This window comes from Mycobacterium kubicae (assembly GCF_015689175.1).
In the GTDB taxonomy this organism is placed as follows: domain Bacteria; phylum Actinomycetota; class Actinomycetes; order Mycobacteriales; family Mycobacteriaceae; genus Mycobacterium; species Mycobacterium kubicae.
In genome coordinates, this window is the sequence record NZ_CP065047.1 from 3,750,139 (window position 1) to 3,773,353 (window position 23,215).

Here is a 23,215-nt window from a genome sequence, read left to right on the forward strand (position 1 = left end):
CGGTACGGCCGGGACGGATTGAACGATTCGGCTACACATCATCGACGATCAGCTGCACGGTGTAGTACAGCGCCGAGGGGGCAAGGCCGAACATGGCGCGACACGTTCGGGTCAGATGGGCGCTGTCGGCGAACCCGGCGGCGTGGGCGGCGGCGGTGAGATCCGCGCCATCGGCGACCGCGCGCAACGCCGTCATCAGTCGCAGCCACAGCACATAGCGCCGCAGCGGCAACCCAACCTGATCGGTGAACAGGTGCGTCAGCCGGGCCGTGGACCAGCCGATACGGCCGGCGACATCACTGGTGCGCACCGGCCCGCCGCCGATCATGTCGCGCATCTGCCGCAGCGCCGCGGTCACCGCAGGATGGCGCGACCCACCTCTCGAGGCCGCGGCGTCATGAAAGTGGGCCACCACGTCGGCCGCGACGATTGGGACCGGTGTCACGGGCAGCTCCAGGTGGGCCAGCAAGCAGGGTTGGGGCCATGCGATGCGGCCGGCGAGGTTCGCGGCGCGGCCCGCCGCGGTGTCGGGGTCAAGGAACACGATCGCCCCTTCCGCGGCGCCGGTTTCGATGCGGTGTGCGGTGTCGGCCGCAACGACCAGGCGGGTGCCACCGTGCGATGCACCTTCGTCGTCAGTCATCGTGATCGCGGTGTCGGCGAGGATGACCTGCACCGCGTGATGAGAGTGGGTGTCGGTGGGGCCTATCGCGCCACTGAACGCCAACACCCCCGGCCGCAGCAGCGCGGTACCCGCCCACCCGGCACGCGGTGACCGGGAAGCGGTCACACACCTGGACACACCGACCACTCCTTCCCGCTGAAGCCGATGCCTTTCGATCAGCGACTATCTACGCTATCATCGGTTTATGCCGATGGATAGTGCGGGGTCAGACACCGTCGAGTCGGGGCGGGAGGGCCTGAAGGGGGCCGTGGCGTTGTTTCACAGCCTGTCGGATCCGACCCGGCTGGCAATCACCCGACGGCTCGCCGGCGGGCAGGCCCGGGTGGTGGATTTGACCCGGGAACTGGGGTTGCCGCAGTCCACCGTCTCCACGCATGTGTCCTGCCTGCGTGACTGCGGCCTGGTGGTGGGCCGGGCCGAGGGCCGGCAGATGTTTTACAGCCTGACCCGGCCCGAGCTGATGGACCTGTTCGCCGCCGCCGAAACGCTGCTAGCCGCCACCGGCAACGCGGTGGCGTTGTGCCCTACTTGCGGCCCACCGCCAGCCAATCTGCCGAGGATGAGACCACGCGATGAGTGACGCATGCGGCTGCGACACCGACGAACCCGGCGTCGGCGGGGCGGCGGAGGCGAGCCCGAAAAGCCCTGGGAGCTACGGGAATTGCAGTTCGCCGCCGCCTCTGGGGTGTTGTTGTTAGCTGCTTTGATCATCCGCCGGACAGGCGACTGCGCCACCTGTCGATCACCGTCTTAGCCGGCGTGTTGGTGGGCCTCTTGCCAGGCTTCGTGGCCGGACCAGGCTGCGATCACGCCACAACGAGGCCCGTGGCGGGGTCGGCCCACCGCCACCTCAGGGCCGTGTTGAGGCCGAGTCCCACCTGACCTGCAGCGGGTCAATCAGTATGAAAGGTGACCACCCGTCCGTATGGCAGGACGATCGTCGATCCCGTTGTGCGACTGGGCCTCCAGTTTTGAATATCGTTGTCTTCGCAGCCAGCCGGACCCTTAAGGCAGCGACCATGCTGAAGATTACATGTTCTCGCGAAACCGCTCCTCAACACGCGCGGCATGACAGAGGATGGATTCCACACTTGATAAGCCGTTGACGCGCTCTCCCTTCTTATTTCGGCGTTGTACGCGCAACCTGGAGACACGGAACGGAACCTTCGCGCCGCGCCTGCCGCGGTGCCCTTTGGCTGCCAACCGGCGGCTTGCGCAAGCAGCAATGCTTTTCCCCTAGTCTCCTACTGATCTACTTAGTAGAATCGTAGGTAGCGTGTCCCCTAAACGGACGAACCCAAGACACGCATCACCTATCACCCCGACGTGGATCGTCGACTTACCCAACAATCGCGCAAAACGATGAGGAGTTATGAGGCCGAAGTTGACTGACAAGAAGCGCGCCGCGCTGAATTGCGTGAAGTCCGTTCGGCGCGGCTTGGACGGCATCATCCGCATGCTTGAGTCGGACGCGTATTGCGTAGATGTGATGAAGCAGATTTCGGCGATCCAGGCCTCGTTGGAACGTGTGGACCGCGTGCTGTTGCACGATCATTTGGAGTGGTACGTGTCGGATGCCGTGCGAAGCGGCGGTGGACAGGCGGCCATTGAAGAATTGGTCGGCGCGGTGAAGTTCACTGCAGCCTTCACGGTCTCGAACGCTCGGTTCATGGGGACTGGGTTGGCAGAGGCGGGAGAATTCGCACCGGCACCGCGTTTGACGACAACGATTTTGACGCTTCCTGGGATTTCGTCGCGGTCGTGCAAGGCAGCTCTTGAAGGTTTTGTGGCGCCCATCGTGGGCGTGGCCGCCGTCGAGGTCGACCTATCCGCAAAAACGATTACCGTCCATCACGACGGCCGAGCACCCGCCCGAGTGCTGGTCGAGACGATCGAGGAACAGGGCTATCACGTTGCGGACGCGTGATCGCTGGCCGTAGGAAAACTGAACGTCATCGCCTCGCGCTGCCGTCGGCGGATTGCACACGAGACGCACCTCCGGCGAGCAGTCCTTCTACGGAAGTGAGCGGTCAGATCTCCTATATCGAGCGCTGCAGCATCACCTGGCCATTGTCGGCCAATACCACTTGCACTGCCGCGATTTGGCCGACCGGCATCGAGATGCTGCCGGTGGGCGCCGCCGCATGGCCGGGTATAGCCACCCAGGTCGCTAGCCGGGTTTGGCTACCATCACGGCCCAAAACGACTAGCGCCACCGCGTCTTGGTGCGCATTCAGCGGCGCCGTGCAGACGAACTTCAACGAGATGAGTGTTCCCCACTGCTGGCTGCTCAGCGTTACCGTAGACGCCAAAAGGCTGGTTCCGACCTGAGCCATCGGCGATGCTGACACCGCCTCCCGCGGCGGTGCTGATGTCGGATACGCCGCTATGCAGACCCACAGGCTGATAACCAGCATGACGGCCGCGGCGGCTGAGGCTGTCCACGTCATCTGGCGAGTACGGCGGCGGCGCCGACGCACCACACTCAACAAACTCGGCAGCACCTGGGGAACCCCGGATGTGCGGCCAGAGCAGTCGATCGCAGCTACCTCGGCGCAGTCGAGCTGCGATAGCAGGGCCGGCATGCCGTTGAGTTCAGTGACGGCACGCCGGCAGGTTTTGCAGTGGGCCATGTGCGCTTCGAATTCACGCCGCTCGGCAGCGGATAGCGACCCTAATACGTAGGCGGCATCCCACATCGATTGACGGTGCTCACCATTGACGAACGCATTCGAGTCCCCGGTCGGTCCGAGTTCGCTTCGCGGGGTCAACATAGCGCTTCCTCGGCGGTCATCATCACGTCGTTCGGACTTAATAATACGTAGATCAATGGCCTAAGCCGTCGCGCAACTTCGGCGCCGAGCCGTAATCGGTATGCCGTAGCCCAAGGCAACCGGGCAGACGACAGCATCGATTGCGACGCAAGCCATTCGTTCGGCGGATCTGAAATTATGGCCAATCCATACTGAAGTCCTTCGTTTGCGAAACGCCGGAACACTGCGCCATGTTCGGTCGATGATTGGTTCATCGCTGCGGCGATTAGAAGCTGCTCTGGCGTCGCGTCCTTGCCCTCACGAGCCGAATGCTGTGGGCTGCTCATGAAGTCGGTGCAACTCCGCACGTGGTGCGACCGTGTGCAGCGTCGCTCATTATCGAATCCGTTGCCGGGGATCGTTGAAAGCCGAGCCAGTAACGACCGCTTAGCGTAAGCGACGATTATTGATTTCTGCCATGCGTGCGTCCGCGTTCCATCGACGACGTGCAGGGTGCCGCCCGTGTGTTTAGTGAACTGCGGGGCGCAACGCCACACGACCGTAGCGCGGTTGGCATCAAGAATTTTCATGACCGCCATTTGCCGGATCACCCTTGTCGGCAACTCCGGGGACTCGATCACCTCCCACTTTGGCAACGAGGCCGACACGTTTCTGGTTCAAATTCAGATTCCGATTGAGGGCCTGGCTGGGCGCAGATGTCAGGCACCACAACACGACGTCATCGCCCCCTTTCCGGGGAGGGTCGAACGCTGAACTCTCGGCGCGCTGGCCACATCGCCGGTGACAGTGAATAGCCAAAACGTGCTGCCGAGACCTTCGCTATGGGCATTGCCGGCCAAGGTCTGGCATCTTCGATTCATCAAGCGGCGTAGGCCACCTGGCGGCCCTACGCTCGGCAGCGCTAGGAACCCGTCTCCGGCGTGCGGGATGTTGCGGACGACGGCGTGCTCCAGCGGTTCGAGTCAGCACCCGGCGGCGGTGATCTCCAGGCGAGGGAGGACCGGTCCCTGCCTATGCGAAAGCAATAGCGTTGTCAGCAACCGCGGTTCGAGCAACGTGACGTTGGCCTGCGGACCGGTCGTTATGCCAACAGCGGCCATACCGCACCAGCGGCAACGCCAAGCACCACGCTGAGTCCAGCGGCCGTGACCGCCACACGCGCTGACCACTTCTCCGCGGGGAAGCGGTCGATTGTCTTGCCTGCAAGGGGCACTTGGAAAGACGGAATGATCCACCGCAAGTAATAGAAAAGGCTGATGAGACTATTGACGAAAACGGCGACCGCCAGCCACGGGAACCCGCCGTCCCACGCCGCGATAGCGGTAGTCAGTTTCCCGACGAAGACGGCGGTCGGCGGGGTCCCGACTAGTCCGAGAAGTGCAACCACCAGCGCGCCAGCCAACCAGGGCCTACCACGGGCGAGCCCGCGGTAGGAGGTGAGGCTGCGGCGGTCAGGCAGTGCGGTGCTGACAGCGAATGCAGCGCAATTCGTCAGGGTGTATCCGGCGAGATAGAACAGCAGCGACGGAAGAGCAAGCTCGCTGCGCCCCAGCACGGTGATCGGCACGAGTAGAAAACCGACTTGACTTACCGTCGACCAGCCCAGCAAGCGGCGCGGGTCCTGCTGCCCGTAGGCCGCCAGATTTCCCAAAGTCATGCTGGCGACAGCGAAGACCGAAATAAGCAATGACCAGTTCGTCGCGGCGGGCAAAATGGTGCTCACCCGATAGATCGCCGCAACAGCACCAACTTTGGGCACGGTCGTCAAGAACATCGCCGCGCTGCCGCTGGTTCCCTGAGCGGCGTCAGGAACCCAGAAGTGGGCGGGCACACCGCCAGCTTCGAACATCAGCCCGCCGATCACCGCTACCACACCGGTCACTACCGCGGGGAACGGTGCACCGCCGAGTGCCGAGGCGAGGTGGTCGTATCGGGTGGATCCGGTGAGACCGTAGAGGATGGTGATCCCGAGTAGCAGCATGATGCTGAACAACGCACCCAGCAAGTAGGTTTTCATCGCCGCCTCCGCGGCATTCGGATGCTGCCGCATCCCAATCAACCCATACAGCGGGATGCCTGCCAGCAGGAATCCGGTGGCTAAGACCAGCATGTCGTCCGCTGCGGCGACAATCACAGTGCCCGTGGTGGAAAACAGAACCAGCGCATAGGTTTCGGCTTCGCGCGCAGAACCGCCGATTTCACCGCCGGCTACCAGCACCACCAGCAGCGCCCCGGTCGCGGCCACGATGCGCGACACCGCGGTGATGTGATCGCCAGCGAAGGTGCCGTCGAAGGCCGCTTGGTCCGAGCCGGCCATGCCTACCGCGGCCGCAACACACGCTGCGGCCAGCACGGTAGCGGTGATACCGCGGGTCCATGAAAGCCGTTGTCGAGGCAGGAATGACCCCGCGATCAACACCACGAGCCCGCCCCCGAAAAGCAGCATCTCGGGCAGCATCAGCAGCGGCCGCATTCCGGTCTCAGTATTCAACGACTACCTCCCGACCAAGCCGATGAGGGCGTGGGCGGTCGGTTCTATCACGTCCAGCAGCGGCCGCGGGAAGATGCCGATGGCGACGGATAAAGCCAAAAGAATTGATGCGGAGGCTAATTGATAGTTATTCACATCGTCGAAGCCCACCGAGTGGCCGCTAATACGGCCGGTGAACACCCGTTGTAGCGCGCGTAGAAATAAAGCGGCGGTGATCAGGATGCCGGGCAAAGCGACTGCGGTGAGAGGGGCCACGGCAATGCTGCCAGTGAATATTTGAAATTCGGCGATGAAGCCGGAGAAGCCGGGCAGGCCCAAAGAGGCGAACGCACCGACGGCAAACAGCGCCGCCAATTTTGGAGCCGGCGCGGCAAGTCCGCCGTAAGCGTCAATGTCATAGCTGCCCGCACGGTCGTAGAACACTCCGGACAGCAGAAACAATGCTGCGGTGATTAGGCCGTGGCTGACCATTTGGGTGACCGCGCCGGTCACCGCAACACCGCGGGCATCCGCGCTGCCGTGTGAGATCAGACCGGCGGCGCCCACCGCAAGCACGATGTAACCCATGTGATTGATCGAGGTGTAGGCAATCATCCGTTTGACGTTGTTCTGCGCCAGGGCGACCAGGGCGCCGTAAAGTACCGACACCAGGCCGACCGCAATGACCACCCACGCCCAGGCACGCCACGCCTGCGGCAGCATCGGCATCGCGATCCGCACGAAACCATAAGTTCCCATCTTCAACAGCACGCCGGCCAGCACCGCCGAGCCGATGGCCGGGGCGTCGGTATGTGCCGGCGGCAGCCAAGTGTGGAACGGAACCGTCGGAGTCTTCACGGCCAGGCCAAGCAGAATCGCCACCAGCACCAGCCCACCGGCCAGCGAGCTGCCGGCAAAAGGCGCAGTGGCCGTTAATGTCACCATGTCGAAAGTGTGGGGGGCAGCAGCGACGTAAAGACCGATGAAACCGATCAGCAGCGCTAGGGACCCAAGAAATGTGTAGAGGAAAAACTTCAGCGCCGACCGCCCCGCCTCACCGTGGCCCCATCCGGCGATCACGAAATACATTGCCACAATTGACAAGTCAAAAAATACAAAGAACAGAATGAGATCAGCGGCGACAAACACCCCCAGACTTACTGTCTGCAAGAAGAGGAACAAAGCCGCCTGCAACCGCGGCCGCTGAGCGGCGTGCAACTCATAGACGGCGCAGGCCAGGAAAATGACCGCGGACATGGCCACCAGCGGCAGTGACAAACCGTCGACACCGATGTGGTAACTGCTGTTCACTCCGGGGATCCAACTGGCCTTCTCTTCGAACGCCAGCGCATTGGCTCGGGGCACCTCAAAACGCGCCCACGCCATAATGATCAGCGCAAGATCGGCTGTTGCCACCACCAACCACAGCCAGCGCGCGGCAGCATCCCCGAGGCGTGGCAGAGCAAGCAGAACCAGCGTGGCCGCCAGCGGCAGAAAAACGATCAAACTGAGCACAGCTACCTCACCGTCACAAGAAGCAGGACACTGGCCACGAGCAGTACGACGGCGACCAGGTAATACTGATGCAACAGCCCGCTCTGCGGTCTGCGGGCCAGCTCAGCGAGCCGCCGCACTCGCGTAGCGACCGCCTCGACCGCCGCATCGATGCCTCGGACGTCGATGCGCGCCGCGCGCTGCGCCAGGCGCACGGCGGCGGTGCCCGCGCCCTCCACCGCCCGATCCAGCACCTGGTCGTCGAAGTGGGCCAAGACGTGAGCCAGCTTGAAGGTCGGACGCACCACCAAGGCGTGCGCGCCGCGTTCCAGGCCCAACCATGCAGCGGCCCAATGTGTTTCGGGCACACCCCAGCGGACCACAATGACCACAACGACCACAGCCAACAGCCCCGAGCCGGCAAGCCCGACGAGAGTCGGTGACGGCGTCTGCGCACTATCCAATAGGCCTGCGAACGCCGTTCCGATCGGCGGCAACGCCAGTACCCCGGCCCCTGCGGCACCGACCGCGAGGATCACCAGCGGAACTTGCCGAAAACCGTTGACAGGCAGAAGATTTCGCTGATGCTTTGCCGGGGGCTGCCTACGCCACAGCACGACCACAATCTTTGCGGCGTAGGCGGCCGACAAGGCCGCCGCAACCAACCCCACCGCGTACAGCGGCGGCGATCGCTCGAGCGCCGCGGCCAACACCGCATCCTTCGTTGCCCACAATGAGAGCGGCGCAAGACCTGCCAGCGTGAGGGCAGCCACGGTGGCACACCAGCCTACCAACGGCCAACGCCGGCCCACCCCCCACAATTCTTCGAGTTGCTTGGTGCCCAGCAGCGACAGCCAGACACCCGCCGCCAAGAACAAGCCGGCTTTCGTGAAAGCATGGGCGATCAGTTGCGCGGCGCCCCCGCCGATCGCCCCTACGCCGGCCGCCATCACCACAAAACCGAGTTGGGCGGCAGTCGAAGCCGCAAGCAACTGCTTGAGGTCGCGCTGCGCCACCGCCACCGCACCCAGAAGCACCGCCGTCCCGCCCCCAACCCAGGCCGTGACCATCGGTGCCCAACCGGTCGCCGCCAGCAGCGGCTCAACCCGTAGCAGCAGATACGCCCCCATCGCGACCATCGCCGCCGAATGCAGCAACGCGCTGACCGGGCTAGGGCCTTCCATAGCGCGGGATAGCCAGAAGGAGAACGGCAACTGAGCCGCCTTACCCAGGGCAGCGACGAGGACTCCTAGGGCGACAAGGTCTCGCCAGCCGCCGCGAGCGGACGGCAGATCGGCCAACGCAAGTCCCGCGGCGCCCGCCAGAGCGGCGCCCGAAGCCACATAGAGCCCGAGGTCAGCGGTGCGGGTGGTCACGAACGCCGTCAGACCGGCCGACACCGGCTCGTGGTCTTTCCAGCGGAACCCGATCAGCGCGTACGACGCCGCCCCCATCACCTCCCAACCCAGCAGTAGCGCAGGCAGCGTCGCAGCTGTTGCGGTCAACATCACCGCCGATGCGAACAGCAGCATCAAACCATGGAATCGGCCGCTGTCGTCGCGGACATCACCGGCCGAGAACACCAGCACCAACAAAGTGACCGCGGCCACGGCGGGAATCACCGCAGCGGACAGGGCATCGACTCGCAATCCGAACTGGGCGCCGTCCACAAAAGCCACCACGGCGGCGGGGCGGGCGACGGCGACCACGACCGAAAGCGCCATGACAACCGCCGCCGCGGAAAGGGAGATACCAGCGGCGAACCGCTCCCCGCGGCAGCCTAGCAACAATGCAACCCCAACCATGGCGGGGACCACGATGAGGAGCCACAGCAACAGCTGCGGCCCTGTGGACATCACCAGATCACCGCGACAGGTCCGCGGCCATGTCGGTCATGTCGGTGCCCCGGTCGCGGTGTAACAACGTCGCTACCGCGAATCCCATCGCCATTTCCACAGTCATCGCGGCGATGATCACCAGCAGCAGCACCTGACCGGTCGGCGTGGGCGCCAGGAAACACCAAAACCCAGCCGCGCCAAGGATGATCGCGTTGATCATCAGTTCCAGGCCCATCATCACCATGACGACCACCTGCTGCGACAGAGCGCCATAGAGTCCGACGCTGAACAACGCCGCTGCCACCAGCAGCACGGTCTGCAGCGTCATCCCCCAACACCTCCGGGCTGCGGATCGCGGGCGGGCCTTTGCTTGAGGTCGTCACCGAAGCGGTCGTAGCGGGTGCGCCGAGTCGCCAGCACCAGCCCGGCGACGATGGTGGCCACCATCACGGGGCTGATCACAATCATGGCCAACATCTTGGGACCCATCAGCTCCTCACCCAAGGCCGCGGTGACATCCGCCGACGGCAGTCCCCGCCGCGAGGGCCAATCAACCATGAGGATGCCGATGGCCAGCAAAACGAAGGTGGCCAGGGCCGCCGCTGCCGAGCGGCGCTTGTCGTGCACCATGCTCATCGGCAATAGCGCGGGATTCATGCCCATGAACATGACCATGTAGACGGCCATGATCGCCATCTCCATCACCATCATCAAGATGATCACGACACCGACGTAGTTCTGCTGCATCAGCAGCACCGCGACACCTACGGCGATGAACGAAACCGCCAGCGCGTATGTCGCGCGCGCCATCGAGTTCACCCAGAAGACAGCCGCGCCCGCGAGCACGGCGAGCACCGCTGTCACCAAGAAAACAGCGTCAACAATCATCAGTCACATCCTCCAGACAGCGACAACGGCCACCACGAGGTCTTGGACGAGGACGGCCGGTAGCAGCACCATCCAGCCCACTTCAAGGAACTTCTCCGGTCGCGATGCCGGGATACGTTGACGCAGCCACACCAACACAGTGAGCAATGCGACGGTTTTGGTTAGGACCCAAAGCCAGTCCGGCAGCAGTGGTCCAGCGCCGCCGCCCAGGAACATCGGCACCGCGAAGGCGGTGCCGGCGGCCAGCAGCGCATACCGGCCGAACTGGAAGAGGAATCGATCGGCTCCCGACAGTTCGGCGGCGACACCACCGGCGATGTCGGCGCCCAGCGCCGGGCTGAATGGGCCCCACACCGAAAAAGCAGCCACGCCAAGGCAATACACGACGAAGGCTACCGGCATCCACACCGCAAACCATAAGCCATGCTGTGCTGAGGCGATCGCGCCGACCCGCAGGCTTTGCGCGCCAATGGCCGGGGCGACCAGCGCGAACATCAGCGGGAGCTCGTATCCCAGACCGTGAGCCAGGAAACGATAACCACCAATGAGGGAATGCACCGAGTTCGGACCCCATCCCGAAAGCCACACCAGCGCCCAGACCATCACATCCATCGCGTTGAACCACACGACGCCAATATCGAGGTCAGACAATGCCCAGCGGCCAAGCGGCACAACGGTGATCATCAACAACGCGACGACGACCAGCCCCGCCACACCGACCTTCCACAGCAGCGTGTCGGCGGCGACGGTGACACGGCGACGTTGCCGCATCAGCCGAGCCGCCTCGTACAGCGGTGTTCTGGCTCCCTTGATATGTGACTGGCCGCCGCTCACGCTTAGTGCTGCGTCGAGGCTGGCCGCATACCAGGCAAGGGCAACCAACAGACCCGCAGCGCCGAAGGCCCACACCCCGCGCACGACAGCAATCGACTCAGCCACAGGGCCCCGTTTCATGTGTCATCGCGGTGTCAATACTCAGACCGGCGATGACTATTCGGGCGGTGGCCATGTCGAGACCGGTCACAAGCTCCGGGAGTGCGTCGATGATCCGGTTACTGTCTATAGCAATCTGAGCGGGAGACAAATTGTTTGATACCAGACCCCGCACGTGCCCGCTCTGGGTGAGCAGCCGGTCGTAGGCATCTCCCGCCAGGAAATCGGGTAATCGCAATGCTTCCAGACGTTTACCGTCAAGTGGACAAAGGTTTCGCAGCGACCATCGCAGCAACCAGGACCGGCGGACGGTGCGGTCAAGTCTTGCCAGCATTGGCTGCGCACGATCCACGTCCGGCTCATCGAGTAGCAGATCGCGTGCCTGCCGCGCGATGGCCGCGGCACGTGCCCACCCTGCCAACGCCAGCACATCAACGATGCGGTCACACTGTCGGGCCGCCACGTGAGTGAGGCAGCTGTCCATTCCCTCGTTGTGCCCCTCAACGCGCTCAACATCGATGACCGATACCTGCGTCGCAGTGATTACGTCGCCTTGCAGCGTGCACCGCAACACCATGCCCGCCGGCCAATGATTCAACACCGGCCCCAGACGCACGTGCAGCTGGTCCATCTCCAAGCCATCTCGGTCCGGACCTCCGGCCGCCAACGCGATCCCGGCGGGCGCCATGTCCATCTCGCCGTGCCCCATGTGCTGATGGGCACCGTGATTCGTGTCGCCGTGGCCACCGTCGGCGCCATGGCTCATCGCCGCGTGGTGATGGTCCATGCCGGCGTCGTGGTCGCCGTGGTCCATGCGTGCGCCGTCGCCGCCATGGTTCATTGCCGCGTGGCCGCTATGGTCCATGCCGGCATGAGGGTCACTGTGGTCCACGTGTGCGTGGTCGCCATGGCTCATTGCCGCGTGATGGCCATGGCTTATGTCAGCGTTGTTATCACCGTTAGGCGGTTCGCGTAAGTCGTCACCATGGCGTCGTTGGTCAATGATTTCTGCTGCGGCGCGATCCAACGCGGATTCGATTCCATCCGCGCCCGCAATGTCAACGCGGACCCTTGGCCCCGGCAGCTGGTCCCAAACCTTAACGATGGCGTGTGTCGTCTCCGGGCCTGGGACGCCGCACACAGCCAAGACGTCGGCATCAGCCGATGACACTGCCACACACCACCCTCGGGAAAGCAGCGCGCGCTCGACCTCGGCACGCAGCTGCCAGTAACCGCTTACCTCGACGAGGATGACATGCCCACGGCGGGCAGCCATGCGGCCCAACAACGCGCTCACGCCCATCGCAAACCACCTTCGCGCCAGGCCCATACGACCGCGACGTACAGCACCGCCAGGAACACGAACATCTCCACGACTGCGGAGACGCCCATCTTGGCGACTACCAGCGCCCAGGGGTACATGAAGAGCATCTCGACGTCGAAGGCCAGAAAGATCAGTGTCGCGACATACCAGCGCGCGTGATAGCGGGACAGCGCATGCTCCTGGGGCCGCCAACCAGATTGAAACGGCAGCGACAACAATGCATCAGTGTCGATAGCCGTAAATCGTTGCAGCGCATAAGCACTCAGCACACCTGTGCACGCGACCAACAGCATCCAAGCCACACCCGCATACATCCAAACCCCCGACAATGCGCTAGTAATCAGGAAATAAAGTATTTACTGGTCATAGATGATCAAACACGACCATCAACGGCGTCTCGAATTGACTGCAGACGCGCGACGATCCAGCCAGTCCAGAGCCATGCCTCGCGGTCCTTTGTTCCGTCACTCGGCGCCCCACCAGCGGGGCACCATGGCGGGGCGCTCCAAGAACCGGGCATCAGGAACCATGCCGCCTCCGGCGCGGCCTTCCAGACTGGCCAACGGCATTCCACCCAGCACGCTCGCCGGCTCTCCCGCTTCGGCTGCTGAGGCGGCGCCGAGTCCGGTACCGGACAGCGCAGCGGCGGGACTCAATGAAGGGGCGGTCGCGGTCCAAGACGGTGGCACCGACAGCGCTCCGATTGACGCCGCTCGACCGGTACCTGCTGACACCGCCGCTGCACCGAGTCCTGCGGTGCTGCTGAGCGAGGACTGGCCAAGGCCGCCGGCCAGACCCGACATGAGCCCGCTGGTTGCGCTCGATGCCGCTGCCGTCTGGCTCAAGGTACTGGCCGCTGGCAGCAGATTGTGCAGCTGGTTGGCGTTCGACAGCAGCGCGCTTGATATCCACCCGGCCGAACTTGTCGCTGAGAGGACGGGATTGAGGGAACTCAGCGTTGACGTCATCGAAGTAGGCGAGGCCAGCTGCTGCAGCGCCGTGGGCACCGACACGACAAATTGTGAAAGCATCGCCTGGGTGTCGGTGCTGGCCGAAGTGGCGGTGGCTTGGCCAACCGCAAGGCCTTGCTGCGCAACCGCTTCTGGGTGTGCTGTTGGCGGCGGGGAATTGAAGGTGCTGAGCTGCGCCGCGGACGCTGAGGCGCCGGCGTAACCATACATGGCGGCGGCATCCTGGGCCCACATCTCGGCGTAGTGGGCTTCGGTGGCCGCGATCGCCGGCGTGTTCTGGCCGAGGATGTTGGTTGCGATCAACGACAACAAAAGGCTGCGGTTGGCCGCGATCGCTGGTGGAGGCACTGTCATCGCGAATGCGGCCTCGAAGGCGCCTGCGGCCGCTCTGGCCTGAGCAGCGGTCTGCTCAGCTTGGGCCGCCGTGGTGCTCATCCACGCGACATAAGGGGCTGCCGCGGCCGCCATCGACGCTGAAGCGGGACCCAGCCAAGATCCGGCCGTCAGCCCGGCGATCACCGACTGATAGGACGCCGCTGTGGAGTGAAGTGCGCCGGCCACCTCGTCCCAGACCGCCGCAGCAGCCAGCATGGGCGGCGAGCCGGGCCCGAAATACATTCTTGCCGAATTGATCTCGGGAGGTAGCGCCCCGAAATCCATCGCCATCCTCCCTTAGCTAGCCACGACAGCGCCGGTGGTGCCGGTGACCGCATAGCCGGCGCTGGTCGCCTGGGCGCCCACAGAATCGTCATCTCGCGCCCAAGCGCGCCCATTGACCGAGCATTCTCTGTCAGCGCGCCCGGTGCACTCCACTGCTGCCAGCGATCCCGGCCGGGTATTCGAAAACATGCGCGTTCCCTTAAACCGCGTAGTTAAGGCTGGTCATCATGCCAGCCTCCTGGTGATAAGTGTTGTGGCAGTGCAGCATCCAAATTCCGGGATTGTCGGCGATCAGGTTGACGCTGAGCTTCTGCCCGGGCAAGACGGCGACAGTGTCTTTGCGAGCACCAGGGGTGCCATCGGACTTGACGACCTGAAACGTGTGACCGTGCAGGTGCATTGGGTGCCACATTTGTGTCGTGTTGGTAAAGGTGAGGGCGGCACGCTGCCCCGCCCGGATGGTCAGGGGCCGGGCATCCGGGAAAGGCTTCCCGTCGATAGACCAGTCATAGTTCATCATCGAGCCGGTCAACTCCACGGACAGTGTGGTGTCTGGTTTGGCTGATCCCAAGTCAACGGCTGGCGTTGCGGTGAAACGGTCGACCGTGCCGAGGCGCCTGTCGAGTTCGGGCGGTCGATAGTCGGCCTCCGGTGGGCTACCGGCAGCGGTAGACAACAGGGCCCTGGCTACCGCATTCTTGCCCTCGGCCAAGGCGACCAGCGGGAACACTCCATCGCCGGCCGTGACGACGACGTCGTACCTTTCGGCCATTCCGATCAGCAACGCATCCACCTGTGTCGGCTGCACTGGGTAGCCGTCGGTGTGAGTGACGGTCATGGTGTGTCCGGCCAGCGCGACCCGGAAGGCGGTGTCGGAGCCAGAGTTGATGAATCGGATTCGGATACGCTGGCCGGGCTTGGCGCTGAGGCTAGTTGGCGCGGCCGCGATGCGACCATTGATCAAGTAATAGGGATAGCTGATGTCGCCGGCGTCGCCGCCCAACGGTCCGCTGGCGGCGACGCCAGGCATGCCCGGCACGCCGGGCATGTCGCCCATGTTGTGCTTACCGGGCCCGCGCAGGTCGTCGTAGAGCTGTTTAGGAGTTTTCCCGACGCCGTCGGTCCAGTCATCGAGAACCACGATCCACTCGGCGTCGTAGCCTCCTGGCTCGGCCGGGTCGTCGACGATCACCGGGAGATACAACCCGTAATCAGCGTCCAACCCGGTATGCGGATGTGCCCAATAAGTGCCGGAATGGGGCAGCGAAAACCGGTAAGTGAAATCCTTACCGGCCTCGACATTTGGCGTCGCAGGCTCCGCGCCATCCATGTCGTTGCGCAGTGCGATCCCGTGCCAGTGCACGGAAGTGGCGTGGTCAAGGCGGTTGGCCAGGGTGACCGCAAGCTCATCACCAACGTTGGCCCGGATCAGCGGGCCTGGGATGCCGGTGCCATAGGCCAGGGTGCGCGCCAACGTGCCGCCCAAGTCCACGGTTGCAGGCTGCGGTGTCAACGATGCCGTGACAACGCGCCCGGTATGTGGCCGTGCCGCCTCGGCAGCCGCGATCGCCGGGCCCATGGCGGCCAGGTTGTTGCCCGCCGGACCGGATGCGCGGCCACATGCGGCCAGCGTCAAACCACCGAAGACTGTGGCGCCGACGAACGCACGCCGGCTCATCTGCACACGATCAATAGACGGTGCGATCACGGAAGCCCCGGCCTTGGTTGCCAAATGTGCCCTCTACGTTGGCTCCTCATGTCAATGCCCACCTTCAATACGGTGAAGCCCGGCAGTACTCGTTGGAGCCGCTCGCCGCCCGCGAAACGGTTGACGGAGGATCGCCGTTCGACGGCGCCGAGTGTTAGCGATGTGATCATGATGAGCATCGCTGGTCGAGCCGACGCGAAACAATGCCACCAGGCCGGCAATCGCCGCGCCCCAGATCGCCAGCATCAGCGCTGCCACCACCAAGCAGTCACTCGCACTGACCGTGGCATCGATCCAGTCTCCCCACCACATCACGATCCGCTACCTTTCCTTCCCAATAAGCCTGCAGCGTTGATGCGGTGAATGGATGTGGGTTCTGTCAAGATTTGCTCAAGATGGCTTTAGCCGGCGGCCGAACAATTGACCGCTCAGCAGAGCCGCCACGATGACACCATGGAGAACATGACTGCTGGACCGACCGGTGGCGCGGGGTGCTATCGAGCCTTGGTGGTCGACGACGAGGCCGCCTTGGCCGGAGTTGTCGCCAGCTACCTGGAGAAGGAAAAATTCGAAGTCAGTGTTGCAGCTAACGGACCGGATGCTCTGAAGCTGGCCCGCGAGCTCGACCCTGACGTCGTCATTCTCGACCTCGCATTGCCGGGCATCGACGGACTTGAGGTGTGCCGGCAGCTGCGTGTTTTCTCCGATGCCTACGTGGTGATGCTTACTGCGCGCGACGCCGAAACCGACACCGTCATCGGGCTTTCCGTGGGCGCGGACGACTACGTCACCAAGCCGTTCAGCCCGCGGGAACTGATGGCGCGCATTCGTGCAATGTTGCGACGGCCCCGCAATGTAGTGATGCACGCTGCTACCACGGCCGGTTCTTCTGTTGACGAATTACCGCCGCGGGAATTCGGGGCGCTGCGAATCAACGTCGCAAGCCGTGAAGTTCATATCGGCCAGCAGCCGGTGTTGTTGACTCGCACGGAGTTTGACGTGTTGGCGGCGTTGTCGTCGCGTCCGGGTGTCGTTTTCAGCCGCCGCCAACTCCTGGAAGCAATTCGGGGGGAGCCGTGGATAGGCAGCGAGCACCTAGTCGATGTGCACGTCGGGCATCTGCGCAGCAAACTTGGTGATGACCCAGCCCAGCCCCGCTATGTAATTACGGTTCGCGGTGTTGGATACCGGATGGGTAGTGGCCGGTGAACACGACACTCAAATACCGACGTCGACCCGATGGCCGTGCGGGTCACCGGGGGGCTGGCATCAGTGTGCGGCTGTTGTTAGCCCAAACGATGGTCCTGGTCGCCGGTGCCGCCACGACGTGGTTGGTTGCAGCAGTCGTGGGCCCACCGTTGTTCGAGGACCATCTCCGCCGCGCCGCAATGGCTTCCATGTCACACGAGCAGTTTCACACTGAACTGGCTTACCGCTCAGCCACCGCGATCTCGGTGGGGGTGGCCCTGGCGGTTTCCGCGTTAACCGCCTTGGCCGTGACATGGTATCTGGGCCGGCGTTTGCAGCGTTCGGTCGCCGATGTGTCAGCGGCGGCAAGCGCGGTCGCGGATGGCTGCTATCACATCCGCGTAGCTACCCCACGTTTGGGTCACGACTTCGATGCACTCGCGGGTGCCTTCAACCAGATGGCCGCTCGTCTGGAATCGGTCGACGCTACCCGTCGCCGAATGATCGGTGATCTCGCCCATGAAATACGCACACCCGTGTCGGTGATTGAGGCCTACCTCGAGGCGCTCGAAGATAAGGTAGAAACTCTTGACCCCGAGACGACGGCGATGCTGCGCGATCAGACTCGCAGGCTGGTTCTGTTCTCTGACGACATCTCTGCCCTCGCCCAAGCCGAAGAGGGCCAGACGATCTCACCCGTGCGCGTGGCTGCCAGCGAGTTGATATCGACGGCGGTGGCAACGGTCGCCGACCGCTACCGAGCCAAGGAAGTAGCGTTGAAGACTCGTGTCAACGCTAACGTGCCACCGCTGTGGGCTGACCCGCAGCGACTGGGACAGGTATTGGGCAATCTGCTCGACAACGCCTTACGCCACACCCCGCGCGGCGGCAGCGTCGAGGTAGCCGCGACAGTCGACGGAGATCAAGTCATCATTTCCGTCACCGACACCGGCGAGGGTATCGCAAGCGCGCACCTGCCCCACGTGTTTGAGCGGTTCTACCGTGTCGACACCGCTCGCGATCGGGACCACGGAGGATCAGGAATCGGTCTCGCCATCGCCAAAGCCCTCGTCGAAGCACACGGTGGCCATATAACCGCCGACAGCCAAGGGCCAGGAACCGGAACCACCTTCACCATCGCGCTACCCGTCCCTGTAAACACGACACGGTCGTGAAAGTCGTTCGCAATCCACCCCACCTGGAAGATCATGCGGCGACTCCCGCGAGGAATCCCCCGCTGCACCAGCCGGCGGCGGCTTCCGCCACCAGTACAGCCTTGGCGCCGCTACATGAGACGTTCTACTATGCTACTAAGTAGAACAGTATCTGTTGCGCTCGCACGCCTGCCTTAGGAGGAACCGATGACCGACACCGCTCCCACCACCACCGGGACACGGACGAACAGGCTTTACCACGCCCTCGCGATCACTGGCATCGCGGTCGGAATCTTCGTCGTCGTCGCCGGCGTGTATTTACTGTTCTTCGCACCCTCTGATTGTTGTGGCGGCATGAAGGCGGCAAAGCAGGACTGCTGCGCGGCAATGAAAGACGACATGAAGAACATGAAGATGCCGATGGGGCCCACCATGCCGTCCATGTCACCAATGCCTAGCATGTCGCCAATGCCCAGCATGCCTCCCAGCAATATGCCCATGCCAACCCCGGGGCGCTGATTCCTGCCAACATCGGACTACACAACATGTGAGTCCGTATGCCAATGCGGTAGTTCGGCGCGTTGGATTCTTACTTAGTGGGAAGCTAAGGAAGTTGCTGCAATTTGGCAGCGGTCAGGGTTGGGTACGGCACGAAGCGCTTGCAGGCTTCGGGGTGTGCTCGGTGGAGGACGTGCATGCCGCGGCGGTCGGAGATGTCTTAGGCCGGCCTTGCTAGCTGGTTCAAGTGGTGGCTGACGGTGCCGTCGCTGAGGTCGAGCACCGCTGCTAATGCTCTAGCCGGCAGTTGGCGTCGGCGTCGAGATTTGCGAGTGCGGCGCGGCGCTCCCGTCGAAGCTCGAGTTCGGCGCAGGATACCCATGATCGCTGCTACGCGCGGCCGGTCAGGTGGTGGCAGTGTCTATCCGTTCGCGTACGGGCACTCTGCACAAGCGGCTTCAGACGACCTGGGCCCGCAACACAGCGGGTCAGTTGCACGCAGGGCGACAACAGAATTCAGATGCCATCGCCATCGACGAACCCGAGCCAGTGATGATTGGGTGTCTGTTCTCTTGTGTTTGTCACTAATGGGGCGGCAACGTGGTAGCCCTGTTCCTCGATGGCTTCGATCAGCCGCCGGCTCGATGCTCGGTGGTCATGATGGATGGTGATCGTTTTCGTTGGCAGGTCGACTCGCACTGCTCCGACACCCGCGATGGGGGTGACGATGCCTTCGAGCGCGGCCTTGCACATTTGCGACGCGATCCCGGGCAGCGACAAGGTCGTGCTCGCCAGCAGCTCGGTGCTGTTGCTTGCTGCACTTTGGCCGCTCGCGGACCCGTCTAGCAGGGTATGCGGGCCGGTTGCGGCGGGGGTGAAGTTGACGACGTCGACCAATTCGTCGATCGCAGACTGTCGTTGACCGTAGAGCACTGCCTCGGAAGGGCAGCCCTCCAGGTGTTTATGCAACGTCACGCGGTTCACGCGTTCCAGCGAGCACTGCACGGTCTGAATCTGTTTCATCACCTCCACGCAGTATGCGTCAGATTGCAGCATCCGGGTGAGCTCATCTAGCTGCCGGCGCACGGTCCCTACGTGATCTAGCACCATATGCTTGTCGGCGATCTTATTCGGGCTCATCGCTTCTCATTTCTTGGATCTCGAATCGAGACATCACTCAAGACGTTTCCTCTCCGAGGGGAATGGCCGATCATCCGCTCAGCGGGTCTGCCGCAGCAGCGTCATTCGCTGCTGGTATTCAGTGTCGTCGATCTCGCCGCGCGCGTAGCGCTCGGCGAGCAGGCCCTCCTCGCGGGGAGCGCCCGGGCCCGGTGAGCCGCTGCCACCGCGCAACGAAAGTAGATGCCGCACGGCCAGCACGACAGCGGCGATTACAAGTGCCCACAGCAGAAACGTTTCGGCCATCCACACCCAATGAGCCCAGCCACCAGCACCGCAATGTCCCATCATCATTCTGATTCCTTTCCCACTTTTTCTCGGCCGTTCTTTCAGACCGTCCGCGAAGTACTAAGCGATCGCTAGGGCGTGCGGGTGGGCATGGGCATACTCGGCATCGGTGACATGCTCGGGGGCATTGGCGACATCGACGGTTTGTTCATCGGCATTTTCGGGTCGTCCATCATCTTCTTCATGTCGGCTTCCATGGACTTACAGCAGTCCTGCTGCGCGGCGTGACCCGAGTTTGGGTGCACGAAGAGCAGATACACGCCGGCGGCGATGACGAAAATGCCGACCGCGATGCCGGTAACGGCCAGTGCTGGGTACAGCCAGCGAGTCGACATCTGACGCGGTGCGGCGGCGGGCGCGGTTTCTGTCATTAATCTCTCCTGTAGCGATGATCGCTTATCTACGGACGTACTTAGTAGACCAGTAGGTCAGCAACAGCGCAAGTCGAAACGCCGCTACCGGCGGGCGAACCTGAAGCGAACGGTGCTGCCGGCGCGGTCCGGCGCTCATCACCGCGGCTTCCACCGTGTTCGCCGCGTCCGAGCCGAAATCCGTTGGCGTGTTCGCCCATTGGTGCCTGGTCGTGGGTAAAGCCGCCGACGATTTACCGGTGCTGGTTTAGCAGGGTCAGCTTCTTCTGATATTCGTGGTGGTCGATCTCGCCGCGCGAATAGCGTCCCGCGAGCAGCGTTTCTGCGCGGCTCGACCCGTCAGTTCCGGCCGACGCCGTACCGGATAATGAAACCAGGTAGCGAATGGTCAAGACGACGGCAGTAGTTAGCAGTGCCCCGAACAACACCATCGCCACGGGCATCAGGAACGAGCTGTCCCAAATGTCGTGGCCGCTGTGCATCATCGGGACACCGCATTGATCTGTTCGACCAAGTAGCCGTGTATGTGGTTGACATCAATCACGACGAAGTCACCAAGCGTAGAGAGGCATTGTGAAGCCCTGAGGTGTTGTTGCGCAACGGTTTCGAGCGGGTCAGCATTCGTTACGGCCCGCACAGCAGGGCGCCCGAGGTCGCCAGTATCACGGTCACGACGGGCCCGGCCGCCAAGACTGCTATCACGCTGCTCAGTGCTGCCCGGGCCCGGCCGATTGCGGGGTCTGCTGATAGCACTGCGAGTCGCTCGGCGCGCGCCAGCACGGCGACATCGGCAGCAGCCAGGGCTCCGGCTGGGGCTGCGCGGCACAGCGTGATCAGTCCAGACAGCAGTGGCGCGCTGCCGTATCGGCGGGCTGAGGCGTCATCGGCGCACATCTCCAATAGCCGCGCCACGTGAGCGGCGCCCTCCCGCATCAGGGTCAGCTTGGGAAAGACTGCGGCCAGCCCGCGCAGCGTGGTGACCACCAGCGAGTGATGCCCAGCGAGGTGAGCGCGCTCGTGAGCAACCACCGCGGTCAGCTCGTGCTCGTCGAGTGCGGCAACTGCAGCGCTGGTCACCACAATCGCCGAGGGCCGGCCCGAGACGCAGTAGGCGGCGGGTTCCGGGGCTTCCACGATCACCACGTCCGGGTCGCCGGTGCGGCGACCGACGAGACGCACTGCCTCGGCGTGCTCCAGGGACCGAGTACGCAATCCCGAGATGGTCCTGGCCAACCGCCCGCCGGCGAGGATGGCCACCAACGCGGCCACCGCCGCGATCGCGCCGAGTGTGACCTGCGGCGACACCCCTACGAAATCACTAAGCACAGTCATCACGCCACGCAGCTGGACCAAACACGACGCCGCAACGCTGCGCGGGTAGTCCCAGCGACGTGCCATCTCGACGACAACGGTCCCTGCGACGGCTACCCAGACAAGAACCACTGTGCCGATCGCGGTCAGCCACGCCGCAACCCCGAAACGGGGGGCATGGCCGCGCCGGGTCAACGCACGTAACAGCGGCGGTCCTGCGACAAGCACCGCCACGCTGTATAACAACAGACAAATGGCGATGCTCACCGCTGGTCCGTCCGTTTCGCCAGCCCGCGCAGCGCGGCGCGCAGTCGCAACGATTCCGCTGGACCGATCTGCTCGACGAAATGGTGCAGCACAAGATCGGGCCGGCCGCCGCCGTCAAGTGCCTCGCGCATCAGTCGCGCGCTGTGCTGCTCACGCGACAAGGTCGGCCAATACCGGTACGCCTTGCCGTCACGTTCTCTGGCCAACCAACCCTTAGTATGCAAGTTGTCCATCGTGGACATCACCGTGGTGTAGGCGATAGTGCGCTCAGCGGCCAAGCCGTCAAACACCTCCCGCACCGTTATCGCGGTGGCGGGGTCGCAGCTCCAAATGCGGTCCATGACAACCGCTTCAAGCTCCCCGAATCCTCGAATCCGCACTCCAGGCCTCCCGCCAGCCGGCACCGCCCAACTTGAGAAAGGCAGAACCCGACTAGATCATACTTAGTCCGTACGTAGATAGTAATGCACAACAACCGACTCACCGCATCGCCCGAGTTCTCGGCACCGACGCCGCCGAAACCGCGCTGGCCGCCGACCTGGCGTCACGGCAGTGAGAAAGCATCAAGATGCGCTGCATCGGCCACCGCCTCCACGCCGACGCCGAACTCGACATCGATCCCGGTTGCTCCCCAGGAGAAAGTCGGAGCGGTGCGTGAGCTCGAAGCACGCAGTGCAAAGGTGATGCTGGTCGGCGATGGCGTCAACGACGCCCCCGCCATGGCCGCCGCCACCGTCGGCGTCGCGATGGGTCGTGCCGGATCCGACCTTGCGCTGGATACTGCCGATGTTGTGATCACCCGAGACGACCTGTCCCCCATTCCGGCGGTCATTGCCTTGTCCCGCCATGCTCGTGGTTTGGTGATCGCCAACTTGATGATTGCGGCAGCCTTCATCACCCACCTGGTCGCCTGGGATCTCATTGGCCACTTGCCGCTGCCACTCGGTGTCGCTGGCCATGAGGGCTCCCCCATCATCGTTGGACTCGACGGCTTACGCCTGCTACGAGACGCCGCCTGGCCTTTCGCTCAACCTGTGGAGGCGACCGGCAGGATGGCCCTGCGCAGGCTGGCCAGCTAACTTCAAACATTCCAGGAGGAACAAGCCGTATGGCGGTTGCCCGGCGTCGCCTTGCCCGTAGCGCGACAGATCTGAGTCATCCACGTTCTTAAGAAATGAGACGAAGGAAATTCTTGGGGGTTGGGCCGGCCCACG

The 23,215-nt window shown here is 63.5% G+C and carries 24 protein-coding genes and 4 pseudogenes; 7 read left to right on the plus strand and 21 right to left on the minus strand.

What is annotated here, in order from left to right:
* Positions 1 to 31: 31 nt before the first annotated feature.
* Complete coding sequence (locus I2456_RS17620; RefSeq protein ID WP_174814234.1) at positions 32 to 790, minus strand: AraC family transcriptional regulator; 759 nt, start codon at positions 788 to 790, stop codon at positions 32 to 34.
* Positions 791 to 869: 79 nt separating this feature from the next.
* Here I2456_RS17620 and I2456_RS17625 point away from each other — a divergent pair, with 79 nt between their 5' ends.
* From I2456_RS17625 to I2456_RS29185, 3 genes and pseudogenes are all read left to right on the plus strand, one after another.
* Positions 870 to 1,265 (plus strand): ArsR/SmtB family transcription factor, encoded by a 396-nt coding sequence (locus tag I2456_RS17625; RefSeq protein ID WP_085073304.1) that lies wholly within the window; start codon positions 870 to 872, stop codon positions 1,263 to 1,265.
* Positions 1,266 to 2,057: 792 nt separating this feature from the next.
* Positions 2,058 to 2,399, plus strand: a pseudogene (locus tag I2456_RS28610) (metal-sensitive transcriptional regulator); the annotation flags it as partial.
* Positions 2,400 to 2,471: 72 nt separating this feature from the next.
* The gene (locus tag I2456_RS29185; protein ID WP_390639602.1) at positions 2,472 to 2,612 is read left to right on the plus strand and encodes a cation transporter; all 141 of its coding nucleotides are present in this window, start codon (positions 2,472 to 2,474) and stop codon (positions 2,610 to 2,612) included.
* A 112-nt stretch (positions 2,613 to 2,724) separates the two neighbouring features.
* Here I2456_RS29185 and I2456_RS17635 read toward each other — a convergent pair whose 3' ends face one another.
* From I2456_RS17635 to I2456_RS17690, 12 genes are all read right to left on the minus strand, one after another.
* On the minus strand, positions 2,725 to 3,459 hold the full coding sequence (locus I2456_RS17635; protein WP_085073305.1) for an anti-sigma factor family protein: 735 nt from the start codon (positions 3,457 to 3,459) through the stop codon (positions 2,725 to 2,727).
* A complete protein-coding gene (locus I2456_RS17640) occupies positions 3,453 to 4,037 on the minus strand; it encodes a sigma-70 family RNA polymerase sigma factor (protein WP_139823068.1) in 585 nt (194 codons plus the stop codon). Before I2456_RS17640 ends, I2456_RS17635 begins: the two co-directional genes overlap by 7 nt.
* A gap of 503 nt (positions 4,038 to 4,540) precedes the next feature.
* The gene (locus I2456_RS17645; protein WP_085073307.1) at positions 4,541 to 5,932 is read right to left on the minus strand and encodes an NADH-quinone oxidoreductase subunit N; all 1,392 of its coding nucleotides are present in this window, start codon (positions 5,930 to 5,932) and stop codon (positions 4,541 to 4,543) included.
* 21 nt (positions 5,933 to 5,953) lie between these two features.
* Positions 5,954 to 7,444, minus strand: a complete 1,491-nt coding sequence (locus I2456_RS17650) for a complex I subunit 4 family protein (protein WP_085073308.1) — start codon at positions 7,442 to 7,444, stop codon at positions 5,954 to 5,956.
* 2 nt (positions 7,445 to 7,446) lie between these two features.
* Positions 7,447 to 9,279, minus strand: coding sequence for an NADH-quinone oxidoreductase subunit 5 family protein (locus I2456_RS17655; RefSeq protein WP_085073309.1), 1,833 nt, complete (start codon positions 9,277 to 9,279; stop codon positions 7,447 to 7,449).
* A 7-nt stretch (positions 9,280 to 9,286) separates the two neighbouring features.
* Positions 9,287 to 9,589 (minus strand): NADH-quinone oxidoreductase subunit NuoK, encoded by a 303-nt coding sequence (locus tag I2456_RS17660; RefSeq protein ID WP_085073310.1) that lies wholly within the window; start codon positions 9,587 to 9,589, stop codon positions 9,287 to 9,289.
* Entirely contained in the window at positions 9,586 to 10,149 is a 564-nt protein-coding gene (locus I2456_RS17665) for an NADH-quinone oxidoreductase subunit J (protein ID WP_085073311.1), read from the minus strand. Before I2456_RS17665 ends, I2456_RS17660 begins: the two co-directional genes overlap by 4 nt.
* Positions 10,150 to 10,152: 3 nt before the next feature.
* Positions 10,153 to 11,088, minus strand: coding sequence for a complex I subunit 1 family protein (locus I2456_RS17670; RefSeq protein WP_085073312.1), 936 nt, complete (start codon positions 11,086 to 11,088; stop codon positions 10,153 to 10,155).
* A complete protein-coding gene (locus I2456_RS17675) occupies positions 11,081 to 12,385 on the minus strand; it encodes a hypothetical protein (protein WP_241007751.1) in 1,305 nt (434 codons plus the stop codon). The genes I2456_RS17670 and I2456_RS17675 overlap by 8 nt, the downstream gene beginning before the upstream one ends.
* Entirely contained in the window at positions 12,376 to 12,720 is a 345-nt protein-coding gene (locus tag I2456_RS17680) for an NADH-quinone oxidoreductase subunit A (protein WP_085073313.1), read from the minus strand. The genes I2456_RS17675 and I2456_RS17680 overlap by 10 nt, the downstream gene beginning before the upstream one ends.
* Before the next feature lie 150 nt (positions 12,721 to 12,870).
* Complete coding sequence (locus I2456_RS17685; RefSeq protein ID WP_085073393.1) at positions 12,871 to 14,037, minus strand: PPE family protein; 1,167 nt, start codon at positions 14,035 to 14,037, stop codon at positions 12,871 to 12,873.
* A gap of 199 nt (positions 14,038 to 14,236) precedes the next feature.
* Entirely contained in the window at positions 14,237 to 15,715 is a 1,479-nt protein-coding gene (locus I2456_RS17690; RefSeq protein WP_085073314.1) for a multicopper oxidase family protein, read from the minus strand.
* 483 nt (positions 15,716 to 16,198) lie between these two features.
* On the opposite strand from I2456_RS17690, the gene I2456_RS17695 reads away from it, so the two are divergent.
* Together I2456_RS17695 and I2456_RS17700 are read left to right on the plus strand one after the other, a co-directional pair.
* Complete coding sequence (locus I2456_RS17695) at positions 16,199 to 16,954, plus strand: response regulator transcription factor (protein ID WP_085073315.1); 756 nt, start codon at positions 16,199 to 16,201, stop codon at positions 16,952 to 16,954.
* An 89-nt stretch (positions 16,955 to 17,043) separates the two neighbouring features.
* Positions 17,044 to 18,108, plus strand: a complete 1,065-nt coding sequence (locus tag I2456_RS17700; protein ID WP_085073316.1) for a sensor histidine kinase — start codon at positions 17,044 to 17,046, stop codon at positions 18,106 to 18,108.
* Positions 18,109 to 18,341: 233 nt separating this feature from the next.
* On the opposite strand, the gene I2456_RS17705 is transcribed toward I2456_RS17700, so the two are convergent.
* The 8 genes and pseudogenes from I2456_RS17705 to I2456_RS17740 form a co-directional block, all read right to left on the minus strand.
* The gene (locus I2456_RS17705) at positions 18,342 to 18,587 is read right to left on the minus strand and encodes a hypothetical protein (RefSeq protein ID WP_085073317.1); all 246 of its coding nucleotides are present in this window, start codon (positions 18,585 to 18,587) and stop codon (positions 18,342 to 18,344) included.
* A 93-nt stretch (positions 18,588 to 18,680) separates the two neighbouring features.
* A pseudogene (locus tag I2456_RS29010) lies at positions 18,681 to 18,877 on the minus strand (hypothetical protein); the annotation flags it as partial.
* Positions 18,878 to 19,101: 224 nt separating this feature from the next.
* Positions 19,102 to 19,725 carry a metal-sensing transcriptional repressor gene (locus I2456_RS29190; RefSeq protein ID WP_205880180.1) on the minus strand — a complete coding sequence of 208 codons (624 nt, stop codon included), beginning with the start codon at positions 19,723 to 19,725 and terminating at the stop codon, positions 19,102 to 19,104.
* A 78-nt stretch (positions 19,726 to 19,803) separates the two neighbouring features.
* Positions 19,804 to 20,058 (minus strand): SHOCT domain-containing protein, encoded by a 255-nt coding sequence (locus tag I2456_RS17720; protein WP_205880181.1) that lies wholly within the window; start codon positions 20,056 to 20,058, stop codon positions 19,804 to 19,806.
* Positions 20,059 to 20,123: 65 nt separating this feature from the next.
* Complete coding sequence (locus I2456_RS17725) at positions 20,124 to 20,423, minus strand: hypothetical protein (RefSeq protein ID WP_163703921.1); 300 nt, start codon at positions 20,421 to 20,423, stop codon at positions 20,124 to 20,126.
* A gap of 233 nt (positions 20,424 to 20,656) precedes the next feature.
* A complete protein-coding gene (locus I2456_RS17730) occupies positions 20,657 to 20,908 on the minus strand; it encodes an SHOCT domain-containing protein (RefSeq protein ID WP_085073318.1) in 252 nt (83 codons plus the stop codon).
* 139 nt (positions 20,909 to 21,047) lie between these two features.
* Complete coding sequence (locus I2456_RS17735; RefSeq protein WP_085073319.1) at positions 21,048 to 22,001, minus strand: M56 family metallopeptidase; 954 nt, start codon at positions 21,999 to 22,001, stop codon at positions 21,048 to 21,050.
* A complete protein-coding gene (locus tag I2456_RS17740; RefSeq protein ID WP_390637830.1) occupies positions 21,998 to 22,342 on the minus strand; it encodes a BlaI/MecI/CopY family transcriptional regulator in 345 nt (114 codons plus the stop codon). The genes I2456_RS17735 and I2456_RS17740 overlap by 4 nt, the downstream gene beginning before the upstream one ends.
* Before the next feature lie 167 nt (positions 22,343 to 22,509).
* Between I2456_RS17740 and I2456_RS29195 the strand changes: the two are divergent.
* Positions 22,510 to 22,623: pseudogene (locus I2456_RS29195) on the plus strand (cation diffusion facilitator family transporter); the annotation flags it as partial.
* 7 nt (positions 22,624 to 22,630) lie between these two features.
* Positions 22,631 to 23,080 (plus strand): annotated as a pseudogene (locus tag I2456_RS17745) (HAD hydrolase family protein); the annotation flags it as partial.
* Between the last annotated feature and the right edge of the window lie 135 nt (positions 23,081 to 23,215).

What these genes read in the sequence shown, in the direction of transcription:
- I2456_RS17625 (WP_085073304.1), top strand. Translation starts at nt 870, where the DNA reads ATGCCGATGGATAGTGCGGGGTCAGACACCGTCGAGTCGGGGCGGGAG.
- I2456_RS17635 (WP_085073305.1), bottom strand. Translation starts at nt 3,459, where the DNA reads ATGTTGACCCCGCGAAGCGAACTCGGACCGACCGGGGACTCGAATGCG.
- I2456_RS17640 (WP_139823068.1), bottom strand. Translation starts at nt 4,037, where the DNA reads ATGGCGGTCATGAAAATTCTTGATGCCAACCGCGCTACGGTCGTGTGG.
- I2456_RS17645 (WP_085073307.1), bottom strand. Translation starts at nt 5,932, where the DNA reads ATGCGGCCGCTGCTGATGCTGCCCGAGATGCTGCTTTTCGGGGGCGGG.
- I2456_RS17655 (WP_085073309.1), bottom strand. Translation starts at nt 9,279, where the DNA reads ATGTCCACAGGGCCGCAGCTGTTGCTGTGGCTCCTCATCGTGGTCCCC.
- I2456_RS17660 (WP_085073310.1), bottom strand. Translation starts at nt 9,589, where the DNA reads ATGACGCTGCAGACCGTGCTGCTGGTGGCAGCGGCGTTGTTCAGCGTC.
- I2456_RS17665 (WP_085073311.1), bottom strand. Translation starts at nt 10,149, where the DNA reads ATGATTGTTGACGCTGTTTTCTTGGTGACAGCGGTGCTCGCCGTGCTC.
- I2456_RS17675 (WP_241007751.1), bottom strand. Translation starts at nt 12,385, where the DNA reads ATGGGCGTGAGCGCGTTGTTGGGCCGCATGGCTGCCCGCCGTGGGCAT.
- I2456_RS17680 (WP_085073313.1), bottom strand. Translation starts at nt 12,720, where the DNA reads ATGTATGCGGGTGTGGCTTGGATGCTGTTGGTCGCGTGCACAGGTGTG.
- I2456_RS17685 (WP_085073393.1), bottom strand. Translation starts at nt 14,037, where the DNA reads ATGGATTTCGGGGCGCTACCTCCCGAGATCAATTCGGCAAGAATGTAT.
- I2456_RS17690 (WP_085073314.1), bottom strand. Translation starts at nt 15,715, where the DNA reads ATGAGCCGGCGTGCGTTCGTCGGCGCCACAGTCTTCGGTGGTTTGACG.
- I2456_RS17695 (WP_085073315.1), top strand. Translation starts at nt 16,199, where the DNA reads ATGGAGAACATGACTGCTGGACCGACCGGTGGCGCGGGGTGCTATCGA.
- I2456_RS17700 (WP_085073316.1), top strand. Translation starts at nt 17,044, where the DNA reads ATGGTCCTGGTCGCCGGTGCCGCCACGACGTGGTTGGTTGCAGCAGTC.
- I2456_RS17705 (WP_085073317.1), bottom strand. Translation starts at nt 18,587, where the DNA reads ATGGGCATATTGCTGGGAGGCATGCTGGGCATTGGCGACATGCTAGGC.
- I2456_RS29190 (WP_205880180.1), bottom strand. Translation starts at nt 19,725, where the DNA reads ATGAGCCCGAATAAGATCGCCGACAAGCATATGGTGCTAGATCACGTA.
- I2456_RS17720 (WP_205880181.1), bottom strand. Translation starts at nt 20,058, where the DNA reads ATGATGATGGGACATTGCGGTGCTGGTGGCTGGGCTCATTGGGTGTGG.
- I2456_RS17725 (WP_163703921.1), bottom strand. Translation starts at nt 20,423, where the DNA reads ATGACAGAAACCGCGCCCGCCGCCGCACCGCGTCAGATGTCGACTCGC.
- I2456_RS17730 (WP_085073318.1), bottom strand. Translation starts at nt 20,908, where the DNA reads ATGATGCACAGCGGCCACGACATTTGGGACAGCTCGTTCCTGATGCCC.
- I2456_RS17740 (WP_390637830.1), bottom strand. Translation starts at nt 22,342, where the DNA reads ATGGACCGCATTTGGAGCTGCGACCCCGCCACCGCGATAACGGTGCGG.